Annotated in this window: 13 protein-coding genes; 5 read left to right on the forward strand and 8 right to left on the reverse strand. The window is 61.0% G+C overall.

Translation table 11 applies throughout. From position 1 onward, the window contains the following. Positions 1–76 precede the first annotated feature (76 nt). The 4 genes from ACA073_RS12650 (at position 77) to ACA073_RS12665 (ending at position 1,175) form a co-directional block, all read left to right on the forward strand. Entirely contained in the window at positions 77–256 is a 180-nt protein-coding gene (locus ACA073_RS12650) for a hypothetical protein (RefSeq protein WP_031318838.1), read from the forward strand. 211 nt (positions 257–467) lie between these two features. Then, on the forward strand, positions 468–593 hold the full coding sequence (locus ACA073_RS12655; RefSeq protein WP_497403840.1) for a hypothetical protein: 126 nt from the start codon (positions 468–470) through the stop codon (positions 591–593). Positions 594–708: 115 nt separating this feature from the next. Then, positions 709–921 carry a hypothetical protein gene (locus ACA073_RS12660; RefSeq protein ID WP_497403841.1) on the forward strand — a complete coding sequence of 71 codons (213 nt, stop codon included), beginning with the start codon at positions 709–711 and terminating at the stop codon, positions 919–921. Next, positions 918–1,175: a hypothetical protein gene (locus ACA073_RS12665; protein WP_497403843.1), complete on the forward strand. Its 258-nt coding sequence runs from the start codon at positions 918–920 to the stop codon at positions 1,173–1,175. The genes ACA073_RS12660 and ACA073_RS12665 overlap by 4 nt, the downstream gene beginning before the upstream one ends. Positions 1,176–1,292: 117 nt before the next feature. Here the strand turns inward: ACA073_RS12665 and ACA073_RS12670 are convergent, their stop codons facing one another. Genes ACA073_RS12670 through ACA073_RS12680 form a run of 3 tightly spaced genes read right to left on the reverse strand, consistent with a single transcriptional unit; the run spans position 1,293 to position 6,768 of the window. Next, positions 1,293–1,889, reverse strand: coding sequence for a glutathione S-transferase (locus tag ACA073_RS12670; protein ID WP_497403845.1), 597 nt, complete (start codon positions 1,887–1,889; stop codon positions 1,293–1,295). Next, the gene (locus ACA073_RS12675; RefSeq protein WP_497403846.1) at positions 1,886–5,527 is read right to left on the reverse strand and encodes an AAA family ATPase; all 3,642 of its coding nucleotides are present in this window, start codon (positions 5,525–5,527) and stop codon (positions 1,886–1,888) included. Before ACA073_RS12675 ends, ACA073_RS12670 begins: the two co-directional genes overlap by 4 nt. Further along, complete coding sequence (locus tag ACA073_RS12680; RefSeq protein WP_497403848.1) at positions 5,524–6,768, reverse strand: exonuclease SbcCD subunit D C-terminal domain-containing protein; 1,245 nt, start codon at positions 6,766–6,768, stop codon at positions 5,524–5,526. Before ACA073_RS12680 ends, ACA073_RS12675 begins: the two co-directional genes overlap by 4 nt. Before the next feature lie 215 nt (positions 6,769–6,983). Between ACA073_RS12680 and ACA073_RS12685 the strand changes: the two genes are divergently transcribed. Further along, positions 6,984–8,366: a lytic polysaccharide monooxygenase gene (locus tag ACA073_RS12685; RefSeq protein WP_497403849.1), complete on the forward strand. Its 1,383-nt coding sequence runs from the start codon at positions 6,984–6,986 to the stop codon at positions 8,364–8,366. Between the two features lie 87 nt (positions 8,367–8,453). Here ACA073_RS12685 and ACA073_RS12690 read toward each other — a convergent pair whose 3' ends face one another. From ACA073_RS12690 to ACA073_RS12710, 5 genes are read right to left on the reverse strand one after another with little or no spacing between them, the layout of a single operon-like run. Continuing rightward, positions 8,454–10,094: a BatD family protein gene (locus ACA073_RS12690; RefSeq protein WP_497403851.1), complete on the reverse strand. Its 1,641-nt coding sequence runs from the start codon at positions 10,092–10,094 to the stop codon at positions 8,454–8,456. Next, a complete protein-coding gene (locus ACA073_RS12695; RefSeq protein WP_497403852.1) occupies positions 10,091–11,827 on the reverse strand; it encodes a tetratricopeptide repeat protein in 1,737 nt (578 codons plus the stop codon). The genes ACA073_RS12690 and ACA073_RS12695 overlap by 4 nt, the downstream gene beginning before the upstream one ends. Next, positions 11,824–12,903 carry a vWA domain-containing protein gene (locus tag ACA073_RS12700; protein WP_497403854.1) on the reverse strand — a complete coding sequence of 360 codons (1,080 nt, stop codon included), beginning with the start codon at positions 12,901–12,903 and terminating at the stop codon, positions 11,824–11,826. Before ACA073_RS12700 ends, ACA073_RS12695 begins: the two co-directional genes overlap by 4 nt. Further along, on the reverse strand, positions 12,896–13,390 hold the full coding sequence (locus tag ACA073_RS12705) for a DUF4381 domain-containing protein (protein ID WP_497403855.1): 495 nt from the start codon (positions 13,388–13,390) through the stop codon (positions 12,896–12,898). Before ACA073_RS12705 ends, ACA073_RS12700 begins: the two co-directional genes overlap by 8 nt. Beyond that, positions 13,387–14,331, reverse strand: coding sequence for a DUF58 domain-containing protein (locus ACA073_RS12710; RefSeq protein ID WP_497403856.1), 945 nt, complete (start codon positions 14,329–14,331; stop codon positions 13,387–13,389). Before ACA073_RS12710 ends, ACA073_RS12705 begins: the two co-directional genes overlap by 4 nt. Between the last annotated feature and the right edge of the window lie 5 nt (positions 14,332–14,336).

A 14,336-nucleotide genomic window follows, 5' to 3' on the forward strand; every position in this document is an offset into this window, starting at 1 on the left:
GTGCCAGCCTCGACGGTTAAGTTTGCTTCACGGCCCCATCGGGCAAGCAAGCCAACTGTCGTCGAGGAATACCGCCATGAACTTCAATCTCTTCTCTGTAATCGCCGCTTCCGCTATCTCTGCCACTGTTGCTCTGCCAGCCAGTGCCAACGTTGAAATCAGCGACAAAAAATCCCACACCCAGAGCTACACCCAGAAATACCTGCAACAGAGCGCCAACTTCTACGCGGCCCTGGATCACAAAACCCAAGCCTGAAATCCGAGCCCTGCACCCTTTATGCAGGAGCGAAGTCACTTGCGCGGATCAAGCTGAAAAGCTTCGAGAATGCCTGAGTGATGTCGCTCCTGCATAACGCGTTTACGACAGCATCATATTGCTATCAAACCTTTGCTTGATATCACATGGCCATGAGTTTAAATTTGACGCTGATTTTTTGACTCCTTCTCTCATAAAAAGGATCGACAGCATGGCGATGCGTCTGGCCGTGGTACTTCTGTTTCTCTATTCGACCCCGATCTTATCGGCTGCGACGCCCGTTCCAGACGAGCCCGACGCTGCGCACGAGCGCATGATGAGTTTTATTGAAGGCTGAAATAGACTGGCTTAATGATTAACGAAGCTGATGGTTACTATGGATAACCCTGAGTGGTTATCACGGCTTTTTTGATCGAATCTGTGGGCATCGAAACATGCCCACGGAGAACACCATGGCCAGCGCAATCCTCACTTCTGCCAAACACGGCGCCTACCTGGCCATCGGTCTTTACGTGGCACTGGTGTTGGTCGTCAGCCTTTCGGCTCACTCGCAGAACGACATCGAAGCACCGATTCAAGTCGTTTATCCCGCCATCCAGTTCGAACACCGCGCACAAAACGCCGTGGTCGATCACGCAGACGTGGCGGGAGTGGCTGGGGCATGAAAGGGGGCAAACTCTGGGTCATCGCCTTTCTGGCGTTCATGACCAATGGATCTTCCCTGCTGGGGATCGGGCAAGCATCGGCAGGTTCTGTAGCGCGGTCGATCGAGGCCAACCACAACCTCGCTCGAAGCATCGAAACCGACAAGGCCATGGGCTTGCTGGCCGGTAATCCGCCGATGAAACGCCAAGGTGATTTCTTCGGGCCGTTCCAGGTTGATTGCTCGGTGCTGCAGATGTGTGAGGTGTTTTCCTGAATCTTCGACACGCCACTGACCCCCCTGTAGGAGCGAGCTTGCTCGCGATGGTGTGTCAGTTGACGAAGCGGTGTCTGACCCACCATCGCGAGCAAGCTCGCTCCTACAAGGGGCCGGTTATTTCTTCATGATTGATGTGAACAGGTCTGACTCCAGGAACCGCTGTAGCCAAGCCTGCAACTGCACATAAGGCGACTGCCCAAACCACTCGCGATCAACATGCGCGAATTGCCGTACGAACGGCATCAGCGCCACATCCGCCAGACTCGGATGGTCCGCCAACAAATAATCGCGTCCCTCCAGCAATCCCTCCAGCCTGCGCAAGAACACCTCACCCTCGCTGCGATAAAACGCCATCGGCTGCTCGGGATAACGCTCGGCGTACTTGTAGCGATTCAGGTGCACCTTGAACACCTGATCGTTCTCTTCAATCAGCGCAGCGATTTGCACTTGCCCAACGGGATCATCCTTGAGCAACCAATTCTGCGGATCGTTCTGCGCCAGCGCCCAGTGCATGATCGACAGGCTTTCATCGATCACCTCTCCGTCGACACTCAGCACCGGCACCGTGCCTTTGCTCGACAGCGCAAGCATCTCGGCAGGCTTGGCCTTCAGGCTGACCTCGACGATGTTCACCGCAACCGCCGAGTAACGCAGGGCCATGCGGGCCCGCATGGCGTACGGGCAGCGGCGGAAGGAGTACAGCGTCGTCATTTCACCTCCAGCGTACTCAGGCCGTTGCCCTGGCGGTGGACCTGAATCTGCACCGGGATCCGTTCGTGCATTTCCTGAACGTGGGAAATCACCGCGACCTTGCGGCCTTGAGCCTGCAAGCCGTCGAGGGCATCCATGGCCAGTTGCAGGGATTCCGGATCGAGGCTGCCGAAGCCTTCGTCGATGAACAGCGATTCGATTTTCAGCGTGCTCGACGCCATCGACGCCAGACCCAACGCCAGTGCCAAGGAGACGAGGAAGGTTTCACCGCCGGACAACGAATGCACCGAACGCAGTTCGTCGCCCATCTCGGTGTCCATCACCAGCAACCCGAGCATGCTGCCGCCGCGTTTCAAGCGATAACGGCGCACCAGTTGGCGCAACTGCACGTTGGCGTGATGCACCAGCAAGTCGAGGTTGTAGGCCTGGGCAATCTTGCGGAAGGTGTCGCCGCTGGCGGAGCCGATCAAGGCATTCAGACGCGCCCAGCGCTGGTACTCGGTGTAGGCGTCGGCGATCTGTTGGGCCAACGCCTGATTGGCGTTTTGCCGGCGCTGATCCTCGGCCTGCTCGGCGCGCAGTTCGGCGCAGCGGTGCTCACTGGCGGCAAACTGGCTTTGCAGTTCGGTCAGGGCGGTAGCGAGTTGCCCGGCATCGAGATGGCCGTTGTGCTGTGCCTGGTGACTGGTCAGGCGCTTGTCCCGCTCCTGCAACAACACCTTGGCTTGTTCGATGGCTTTTTCGTTGTGCTGCAACCGTTGGCGCAATTCGCTGACTTGCTGGTCGTCGACACTGAGCAACTGTTCCAGGCCGCCGTCATCCAGTTCCGGATGCAAGGCGCGCCAGTCGGCGATCTTCGTGTTCAGTTCGCGGCCTTCGGTTTCCAGGGCCAGCAGGCGTTCTTGCTGCGCGTTGAGTTCAGCGGCCAGTTGCACCAGGCGCGTGCGCACCGATTGCAGTTCCTGATTGGCCATCGCTTCGGCATTGCGCGCCTGTTCGACGGCCTGATCCAGTTGCTGCTGCCAGTGTTCGGCGCTGCTGTGTGAACCGAGCAGTTGCGTCAGTTGTTGCTGGCAAGCCTGTTGCTGCTCGGCGAGGGCGGTGAACTGCTGCTGAGCCGCTTCCAGTTGCTGGACGCGGGTCAGTTGACGGACCTGTTCTTTCTCCAGCGTCTGCTGGCGTTGTTGCTGTTCGCTGAGTTCATCCCGTTGCTGGTCGAGTTGTTCCAGGCGCTGGGCGATCTGCCGGTCGAGTTGCATGAAGGTCGCGGCCGGTTCGTTGCGCAAGGCGTCCAGCGTGTCGGCCGGGAGCAGGGTGCTGAAGGCGATCAGCTCTTCGTCCAGACGCTGGCGATCGTTGCTCAGCTCGCGTTGCTGGTTGGCCAGATGCTGGGTCGCCTGCTGACTCGCAGCTTCGGCGGCGCGCAATTGCTGCTGCAAGCGCGCGGCGTCCTGTTGCAGGGTGAGCAGGGCGGTTTGGCGCTGTTCGTCCTGCGTGATGCTTTGGTTCAACTGGCTGTTTTGCTGGGTTAGCCAGGCGTCACGTTTGGCGGCATCGTGAGTGAAAAGCTGCGCCGATAACGGGTGCGCTTCAAGGCTGGGGACCAGGCTCTGCTGTTGAGCGACGAGTTGTTCCTGCTGCTGCAGCAGTTCCTTCTGCTGCGCGATCACACCGCCGACTTCGGTACGCAGGTCGGTGAGTGTTTCCTTGAGCAAATCCACCGCTTTCTGCGCGCTGGCCTGTTCGCTTTCATCATGGCGGCCGAGGCTTTGCAACAGCGCTTCGGGCTGATGATAAGGATGGTCCGGACTGCCGCAAACCGGGCACGGCTGATCGTCCTGCAACTGCTCGCGCAGTTCTTCGACACTGGCGCTGCGGGCCAGACGCTGGCGTTCCAGCAGTTCGCGGGTCACCGTCAGGGTCTGCTCAGCGACGGTCAATTCATTTTTGGTCTTCACCCCGTCCTGGGTCAGACGGTCGCGCTCCTGCTGGGCAACAGTTTGACGTTGCTGCAGTTCGGCGATGCGTTTGTCCAGTTCTTGCTGGCGGGTCCACAGGCGCGTCAGCTCTTCAAAGGCGCGCAGTTGCTTGCGGTTGTCCTGCAACAGATTGCCGAGCAACTGAATCTGTTCGGCCACCGCTTCAGGCTCGGCGCCGGCTTCTTTGTAGAGCACTTCCAGGTTGTGTTTTTGTGCCGCCAGTTCATCGGCGGCACGGCTGGCATTCTGTTCCAGAGACGCCAGTTCCGCCTGACCCTTGTTCAGGCGATTGCCGATCAGCATCAATTGCTGCAGGCGGTGGCGGTAGGCGTTCCAGGCATCGCTGAGTGGCGCCAGGTGGGTGCTTTGTTCAAGCTCGGCGGCAATCCGTTGCAAACGCTCGGCCACCTGCTTCTGCTGATCGAGCAAACCTTGAATTGTCTGTTGGCCTTCGGAACAGGCCAGTTCCGCTTGCTGCTGGAGGTCGGCACTGAGGCCGGTGTCCTTGATCAGGCGGGCGAGGGTGCTTTGCGCTTCAAAGGCCTGACGCAGCAGGGGTGCGCTTGAAGTGTGTTGGCTTTGTGCCTCTACCAGCGCGGTTTGCGCCGCGCTCAGGCTGTGTTCGAGTTGCGTCCGACGCGCCTGCAGATCCTGTTCTTGCCGGGTGTGCTGCTGAATCTGCGCGGCCAGCGGCGTGAGCCGGGCGCTGAGTTCGGTCTGGCGGGCGAACTGGTGCCGTTGGGGTGCCAGGTGTTCCAGGCGAGTCAACTTCAAGCGTTCGCCGGCCAGACTTTCCCAATCCTGCCAGGCGCTGGTCAGTTGTTCAGTGGCGCTGAGCTGCTCGTCCTGCAATTGGCGCAGTTCTTTCAGCCAGGTGTGTTGCAGTTCTAATTGCTTGAGTTGCGCCTGTTGGGTCTTGAGTTGCTGCTGTGCTTCGTTGAAGCGTTCATCCAGTTCTGCCCGCGCTTCGGGCGGCAGCGGTGTGACGCCGGTGGCTTGATCCTGCAACAGCTTGTGGGCCTCGCGGGCGTCTTTGGTCTTGTCAAATGCGCGCCGGCCGAGGCGCGTGTAAAGCGCGGTGTCGGTGAGTTTTTCCAGCAGTTCGCTGCGCTCGTTGTCGTTGGCCTTGAGGAACGCACTGAACTCACTCTGGGCCAGCAACACGGCGCGGGTGAACTGCTCGAAGTTCAGGCCCAGGACGGTTTCGAGCTGGGTCTTGAATTCGACTTTCTGACTGGCGAGCAGTTGATCGAGGTCGATGTCGCGCAAGCTCTGACGGCTGTGTTGCAGCTTGCCGCCAGCCTTCTCCCGGGCGCGATTGGCTTCCCAGCGCGCGCGGTAGCGACGGCCATCGATGCCGACGAAATCCACTTCGGCATACCCTTCGCCCGTGCCGCGACGCAGCAGCGTGCGCGGGTCGCCGGTGCTGATCTCGCCGTCGGCGTCCGGCGCTTTGGCCGACACTTGAGCGTTGCTCAGACGCGGCACGGCGCCGAACAGCGCCAGGCACAAGGCATCGAGCAAGGTGCTTTTACCGGCACCGGTCGGCCCGGTAATCGCGAACAGACCGGCACTGGCCAAGGGTTCTGCGGTGAAGTCGATTTCAAACGGCCCGGCCAGCGAGGCGAGGTTTTTCAGGCGGATCGCGAGAATTTTCATGGCTGTTCGCTCTCCATCTGCACGTCCTGCAACAGCTCGGCAAAGTCCTTCAGCGTTTGCTCGTCGACCTCGCTGCCGTAGTTGTCCTGCCAGGCGCGGCTGAACAGTTCCTGAGGCGTGAGTTGGTCCAGTTCGATCAGGGTAGTGCCGTCATCGACGCCATCGCGGTTGCCGTTGCCGGCGTATTCAGCGGCGATGCGCACCAGGCGCACGGCTTTGCCTTGCAGGGCGGTTTCGACCTGGTGGCGCAAGTCGGGTTGCGGTTCGTCGAGGCGAACCCGGACTTCCAGCCACGGCTGACGGTGAGTATCGGCCAGCAGATCGATGTTCGGCAGGTCGGCCAGTTGCAGGAGGATTTCGGCCAAAGGCACGGGGCCAATGCGTTGCAGGTTGACGGCGCGAGGAATCAGTTTCGGCTCCACGCTGACCAGGGTTTCGCCGTCGAGCTGGATGTCGAGAATCTGATGCTGATAACCGATTTCGGAGAACGACAATGGAATCGGCGAGCCGCTGTAGCGAATGCGCTCTTCACCGTTGACCTTCTGTGGCTTGTGCAAATGACCGAGGGCGACGTAGCTGATGCTCGGGCCGAACAGGCTGGCGGGCAGGGCTTCGGCGTTACCGATGATCAGACTGCGCTCGGAGTCTTCCGACACCGAACCGCCCGCCATGTGTGCATGACTGATGGCAATCAGCGCCTGGCCCTTCTTGCGCTTGGCGTTGGCGGCTTCGATCAGCCATTCGTGAACCTGGCCTATCCCGCGCAGGTAGTTGTCGCCCAGATGTGCGCCGGTCACTTCGGCAGGGCGCAGGAATGGCAGCGCCAGGCACCAGGCGACGGTTTTGCCCTTGGCGTCCGGCAGTGGCAGCAGCAGACGCTCGGCGTCGAGCTGCCCGTCATCCAGCCAAAGCACACGACCTAACGCGTGCGTGCGCAAACGGCGCATCAGCGGCGCCGGCAGTTCGATGCGCGAACCGGAATCGTGGTTGCCGGCGATCATCACGATGGTCAGCTTCGGCTGTTGTTCATGGGCGCTGACGATGAAGTCGTAAAGGCGTTCCTGGGCTTTGACCGGCGGATTGACCGTGTCGAAGATATCGCCGGCGATCAGCAGCACGTCGGGCTGGTCCAGCTTCAGCTGGCGCAACAGCCATTCGAGGAAACAGCCGTGCTCGAAATCACGGTCCTGGCCGTGCAGGTTCTGCCCAAGGTGCCAGTCGGAGGTGTGAAACAGACGCAAGGCGAACTCCGTAGGGAATAGGTGATGGCCGCGAGGAAATGGAGGCGGCGAAAGGGGAGAGAGTTTACTGGCAAATGCTTTGGGTTGCTGAAGGGGTTCTTGCAAATCGGCGACAGTGAATAACCGACCAACGACGCATCGACCTGTTACTTCTGACAGTATCCGCGTTGGAGGGCTGGGCGTTTAATGGTTGTGGAGGGTATGGAGCCCTGGCAGTGATTAAACAAACGTGGAGAAACACCATGTCACAGCGTAGCCCGAACACGATCAGTCGAAACAACGCACCGAATCACGGTAGTGTCTTTACTCCCGCTTCCCGGCCCTGGTTTGCCTGGGAGGAAGGAAAGCTGGATGAAGGGGCGCGGGACCAGCGGGAGTGTGGAAAATTTTTTCCGGAGATCCTCGGAGGACTGCTGGATTCTGATGCCAAAGATGACGTGGCCAACTCCCCGCCACCTCCGGATGGAAAGATTGCCAGCGCGAATCAGCTGACCGGCGCGTTCCTGGATGAACCTGGCGACCACTGGAAAAAGCACGAAGTGCGAAGCGGCGAGGCGCTGGATATCTCATGGTATAAATCTGCCAAGCACGCTACTCGGTGCTGGAATTACTTCATTACCAAAGTAGGCTGGGATCCTGAGAAAGTTTTGTCGCGGGATCAATTTGAACCAAAACCATTTTTTACGGTGCGAAACAATCTGCAACCGTACTGGGCCCATGAAGATGCCTTGGAGCCGACTTCACCCACCACGCATGGTGTTCCGCTACCCAAACGTTCGGGTTACCACGTGATGTTGGCAGTTTGGGAAATCGCCAATACGTCGATGGGCTTCTATAACGTGCTGGATTTGCTTTTTGCACCCGAAGATGGAGGTGATCGTCCTGACAGGCCGACCGGGTTAAAGGCCAGCGACGTTACCGACAAGCAAGTGGTGCTGACGTGGAATAAAGCAACTGGCCCTAATCCCATCAAGTCCTATCAAGTTACGCGTAACGGGATCACCGTTGCCGATATCGACGCATCGCTACAGACCTTGACCGATAACAGCGTGGAGGCCCAAACCCTCTACCACTATGCTGTCATTGCTCTCGACGAGCAGGACAATGCTTCCGATCCCAGTCCGCGGATTCAAGTCCATACCTTGCCCGAAGGTGGAGAGGACGCACCACCCACCGCTCCGGCGAATCTGCACAGCATGGGCCAGACAGCACGGACCGTCAGTCTGATGTGGGGCAAATCCATCGGCTGGGCGCCAATTGAGAAATACCTGATTTATCGTGACGATCAACAAGTCAATGCCGTGAGCGGAGATAAAACCTCGGCTGACGATACGGGCCTAACGCCAGAGACCAAGTATCGCTACTTTGTGAGGGCGCTCGACCTGACCGGGAAACTGTCGCCATCCAGTAACATCCTGGATGTCAAAACCAAAGCTGAAAGTAAGTACCCTGCGTGGGAGCTGGGGGCAGAGTATCGAGTCGGCGATTGGGTGAGCCACGTCGGGAAGAACTGGAGTTGCAAACAAAAGCACATTGCTCACGTGCCAGATTGGGCGCCGGACAAGGCGAAAGATGTGCTGTGGGACGAACAACCCTGACCTGCAAACTGGAACAATCACCCTGAGCGTGATTGTTCCAGGTTGTCATTCGTAGCCACAGAAGCTCTCTTCATCTGAGAGCAGTGTTTATTTCGGGTAGAGCGGCGGCAACCCACTGTCGCCCACCGGATCGTGAACCCGCTCGGCAATCGGGATCGCCTTGATCGCACGCCACAGCTCCTCACCCTGCCAATGCTGGCCGGTTTCGCTATACAACGCCCCATTCAAACCATCCAGCGCATCGGACAATGGCACGAATCGCGCCGCCATGTCGGCCAGGGTTTCCGGTTGTTGCCGGGCCCAGGCGTCGAGGGCCTGGCGGGTGGCGTGGGAGTCGTTGGCCTGGCAAGCGCGTTTGAGGTCGTCGAGCACGGTGCGCGGGCTCGGGCCGGTCTGCGCCGCTCGCAGGATTGCCGGTTGCCAGCGGCCGCGCCACCAGAGGCCGAAGCCCAGCAGGGTGGTGCAGGCCAGAACCATGGTGCTGAGTTTCCACCACCAGAGCGCTTCGTTGTCAGCAGCGGAAATGACCGGCGGCATGCCCGCCGGGGTCTCGACCATCAACCCTGGATTATTCGCCACTTGCAGAGTCCGGGCTGGCAGGCTGGTGTGTTCCAGATGATCCTCAAACGTGTTCCACCAGACCACCTCCACCGCCGGTAACTCGACGTCGCCGTTGCGAACAGGCACCAGCGCTTCACGGTCCTCGCGGCTGCCGATCAGGCCGCGTTCGCTGTTCTGGTTGACCAGCACCGGCTGGTCCGGATAACGCCGCAAGCCGTTGACGTCGGTCGCCGGCAACGGTGGCAGTTGAGAACTGGCCAGGCCTTCGGCCTTCAAGGTCAGGCTGCGGGTCAGCGAATCGCCCACCTGCGCATGATCCGGTTCAGGGTTCCAGCTCTCGCTCAAACTCAGGCTTCTGGCCGGCAGCCAAGGCACGTCAGCCGGGTAAGTGGCGGGTTTTGCCTTGACGGCAAGCGACAGTTCGACCGAGCTGACGCGCATCAGTTTGCCGGATTTCGGCACTTGGGATTCGACGTCCCTGGCCGGTTGCGCGTCGACCAGCGTGGCACTGAATATCTGCGCCGGAATGATCAACTGGCCGCTGTGTTGCGGGTAGATCGCGTAACGCAGTTCGATCACGCCGTGGCGCAAGCCGTTGATGTCTTTTTCATAAGTGCGCGACTCACCCAGTTGCTCGATGCGCGCATCGGGAATCTGCAGCGGGGTCAGGCTGCTGTCGTCGTACAGCGAAACGGAATGGTAGATGCGCAAGGTGAGGATCGCCTGGGCCTGCACGTACACGCTGCTCTGATCGAGGCTGGCGTCGATGAACACCGGGAGCAGTTTGTGGGTGCTGGCCTGGGTTTCGCTTTCCACCACTTGCAAGGTGATCGGCTGGCTTTGCACGTCGCCCAGTTGGAGCGCCGGAATCACCACACTGCCGTTCTGACGAGGCAGCAGGGTAATGATCCAGCGGGTGGTAGCGCGGTTGTCGCCGTTAATGGTGGTCAACTGGTTGACCTGGCGGGTGCCGCGCACGTCGAACAGCGGCTCCAGCGCCGTCAGGTCAGGCTTGCCGAACTGCGTTACGTCGTTGGATTCCAGGGTCAGCTCGACCGTCTCGCCGGAGTTCAGGCGACTGCGATCGACACTGGCGACCAGCTCCGCGGCCTGGGCCTGTACAGTCCAGAGAAACATGGCAAGCAAGAAAGCGGTGAAGCGGGTCATCGAGTGTCTTCCTGATCCTGATGTTGTTGCTGTTCGTACCAGAATTTGCGCCTGAGCAATTCACTCGGGTCATCCGGGATCTTGCGCAGCCATTGCTCCAGCGCCTGGCGCTGTTCGCCATCGATGGCATCGCTGGCGGGTCGCATCGGCGGTGTGGTGCTTTGTTCGTCGCCCAACTCGCTGCCGGGCACTTCATTGGTGCCGGGTCGCGCGGGTGTCGTATCCGACTGTTGCGTATCGGGCGTAGTCGTCTCGGCGTCGGACTTCGGTTCGCCACTGTTCGACTGTTGGGTGGCCGCGCCGGGCGGTGGTTCCTGCGGGGCACCGGTCTCGTCGCCTTCGGTTTTGTCCGGCTCAACCGGCGCCGGTGTGTTTTTCTGCTTGAGCAGACTTTCCACCAAGGCCTTGTTGGTCAACGCCGGGCGCAGATCCGGCTGACGCTCCAGCGCCTGTTCGTAAGCATCCAGCGCGGCTTCCAGCTCACCGCTTTTGGCCAGGGCGTTGCCTCGATTGTAGTGGGCGTGAGCGTCTTTGCCCTCGGCGAACCGCTGGGCGGCGCCACTGTAGTCGCCGGCCTCATAGAGCGCGACGCCTTGCCATTGTCGATCCTCGAAATGTTGCGCGGCTTCGGCGGGACGCTTCTTCTTGAGCAGGTGCAGACCTTGCTGATCGGGGCGCAGCCACAAGTCTTCGAAGTCGAAGGCGTAGCTCGATTGCGGCAACAGGAACAACAACGGCAAGCAGAACAACCAGCCGCGACGCCCGGCGCAGGCCGCCAGCAGCAGCAGCGGCAACAACAGCCAGTAACCCTGATCGGCCCAGGTATCGAGGCGCAGGGTCTGGCCGTCATTGCGCAGATGGCGTGGGCCGTCGAGCAGGCCGAGGGCGCGCAGGTCGGCATCGTCCAGACGCGCATGGCGATAACGCCCATCGAGGCCGTTGACGAAGGCTTTCAGGCTCGGTTCGTCCAGGTGCGGCACCAGAATCGCGCCCTGATCATCCTTGAGGAAACTGCCGTCTTCCTGCGTGATCGGCGCACCTTCGGCGGTGCCAATGCCAAGCATTAAAAACTGTGTCGACTTGCCGTCGAGCGCCTGCTGAATCCCTTCGCGTTCCAGATCGGTCAACGACGAGCCGATCAGCAGGATCCGGCCGTCACCCAACGCAGCCTGATCCAGTAGCGCAAGGGCCTTGGTCACCGCGAGGTCGGCGCGATGGCCGGCCTGGGGCATCAGCGACGGTTTGAGCGCATCCAGCAGATTACGACTGGTGGAGAGGTCGTCCGACAGCGGCACCAGCGTGTGCGCGCTGCCGGCGTAAACGACGATGGCGGTCTGTGCGTCGCTGCGATTTTGCAGCAGGTCGAACAGCTTGCGCCGGGCTTTTTCCAGTCGGTTTGGCGTGACGTCGGTGGCGAGCATTTCCGGGGTCAGCTCCAGAATCACCACCATCGGGTCGGCGGGTTTCTGACTGGTTTGCTCAACGCGCTCCCAGCTCGGTCCGAGCAACGCCAGAATCGTCAACAGCCACGCCACGCCGAGCGCGACCCACGGCAGTTTGCTGTCGCGACCGTTGCCGCCGCTGAGCAACGCGGAATGAAAGGCCGGGGGCAGAATCATCTGCCAGCGGCCGGCGCGCTTCTGTCGATGCCAGAGTTGCCAGAGCAACCAGCCGAGCAGCGGCAACAGCAACAGCCACCAAGGGCGGAACCAGTACGGCCAAAGCGCACTCATCGGCGCCTCCGCAGGCGCAGGCGTTTGAGCCGTTGGCGCCAGTCAGGCAGTGGCGTCTGCAAGAACAGATCCTTGGTAAACAGGCGCTGCAACGGGTTGTCCGGCCAGAGTTCGCGGATGACCAGCAGCATGCTCAACAGCAGCGCTGTCGCCAAAGGCCAGTGATACAACGTCTGCGCCGGGCGGGCCTGGGTCGGTTGTTGGGTCACAGGCTCCAGTTGATCGAGGTTTTCCTTGATCGCTTGCAATTCCTTGCTGTCGCGGGCGCGGAAATACTGGCCACCCGTGGCGGCGGCGATGGCCTTCAGCGCAGGCTCGTCGAGGTCCAGGCTCGGGTTGATACCGAGGAATCCCGCGGTGCCGCTTTGCTCGGGATCGGCGCCGATGCCGATCGGGTAGATTTTCACGCCTTCCTTGGCCGCCAGCCGCGCGGCCGTCAACGGGTCGATTTCGCCGCCGTTATTGGCGCCGTCAGTGACCAGAATCAGCACGCGGCTTTGCGCTGGACGCAGGCGCAGGCGTTTGAGCGCGAGGCCGATGGCGTCGCCAATGGCGGTGTTCTTGCCGGCGATACCGATGCGTGCCTCGTCGAGCCAGACCCGCACGGTGTGCCGGTCAAACGTCAGCGGTGCCTGCAGGTACGCCCTGCTGCCGAACAGAATCAAGCCAACACGGTCGCCTTCGCGGCCTTCCAGAAAATCCCCGAGCAAATGTTGCACCAGCGTCAGGCGGCTGACCTCATCGCCCTGCCACTGCATGTCGGGAAAATCCATGGAGCCGGAAACATCCACCGCCACCAGCAGATCACGGCCACTGGCGGCAATCGGCAACGGTTCACCGAGCCACTGCGGGCGCGCCGCGGCGATCAGTAAAAACAGCCACAGCAGCATGAACGGCGCTTGCTGGCGCCAGGCCGGCAGATTGGCCCGGGCACGGCGCCGGGCGAGGCCTTCGAGGTCGCTGAGGAAGCTGACTTTGAGCGCCGGTTCGCCGCTGTCGGCCACCGGCAGCACGATGCGCATCAACCAGGGCAGCGGCAGCAGGGCGAAGATCCACGGCCAGGCGAACTCAAACATGTTTGCGAATCCACGTGTCGACGGCTTGCGTCAGGCCGGCGATGGCTTTGTCGTCGAGTTTGCATTCGGGTTTGTAGGCGCCTTCGACCAGCACCATCCAGCGCGTCAGGCCGGCGGCCGGGCAGCGGTTGTCGAGGAACGCCAGCCATTTGCGCCCGTTGAGGGTGTGGCTCTGGCTGTAGGGGTAATGGTTGCGACACAGGCGCTTGAGCAAACCGTTGAGTTGCTGCAGCCAGGCACCGGCCGGTGCGCCGTCATAAGGTTTGGGCATCAGCGCCAGTTCGGCCAGTGCGGCGAGGCGCACCGGGTCCAGCGGCTGTTCGGCGCGCACGATGGGGCGTTTGTTCGACAGGAAACGCCGCGCCTTCCAAAGGCCGAAGCCGATCAGCGGCAGCAATAACAGCAGCAGCCACCAGCCCGGAGCCGGTGGCCAGAAGGCGATGGGCGGCGGGGAAATCAGCGGTTGCAGTTGATCGAGGCTGCTCATCGATGTTTCCCCGGTTTCTGCGGGTTCAGGTATTCGCGCAGTTGTTCGACCATCTCGCTCTGGGTGCTCAGGGGCATCAGCAATACGCGAAGTTTTTGCGCGAGCAATTCCCAACGGGCGATGCGTGCTTCGGCCTGGGCGCGGTAGGTTTGGCGCAGGTCAAAATTCAGCGTATCAAGTTCCAGTTGCGCTCCGCGCTCGGCAAAGCGCAAAAGGCCGGCAGCGGGCAGGGCGTGGTCCAGTGGGTCGGAAAGCGGTAGCAGCAACAGGTCGCAATGGCGGGACAGCAGACTCAGTTGTTGCTCGGAGCCTTCAGTCAACGCGCGCTCGTCGCAGATCACGATCACCAGGCTGCCGGGACGCAGCACCTCCCGGGCGCGACGCAGGGCGAGGTTGAGGGAATCGCGGTTCTGTTCGCTTTCGGTGTGCAGCGATTGATTGACGCGCACCAGTCGGTTAAGAAATTGCAGCAGGCTTTGTTTGCTGCGCCGGGGCTTGATTTCGTAGTGTTCGTTATCGCCGAACACCAGCCCGCCGACCCGATCGTTATGGCCGAGCGCGGCCCAGCCGATCAGGCTGGCGGCCTGGGCGGCGAGCACCGATTTGAACATCAGCCCTGAACCGAAAAACAGCCGGCGACTTTGCTCGACCATGATGAAAATCGGTCGCTCGCGCTCTTCGTGGAACAGCTTGGTGTGCGGCTCCTGCGTTCGGGCGGTGACCCGCCAGTCGATGCTGCGCACGTCATCGCCGGCCTGATAGACCCGCACCTGATCGAAGTCGACCCCACGGCCACGCAGCTTGGAATGGTGCAGGCCGATCAGCGGGCTGCGCTGGCTCGGCGTGGAAAACAGCTGCACTTCACGCACGCGATGGCGAATCTCGATCAGCTCGGCGAGGCTGACGCGGATGCCCGGCTCGGGCGGCAGGATGGCGGTCATCGGGG

The organism is Pseudomonas sp. LBUM1670 (assembly GCF_059695695.1).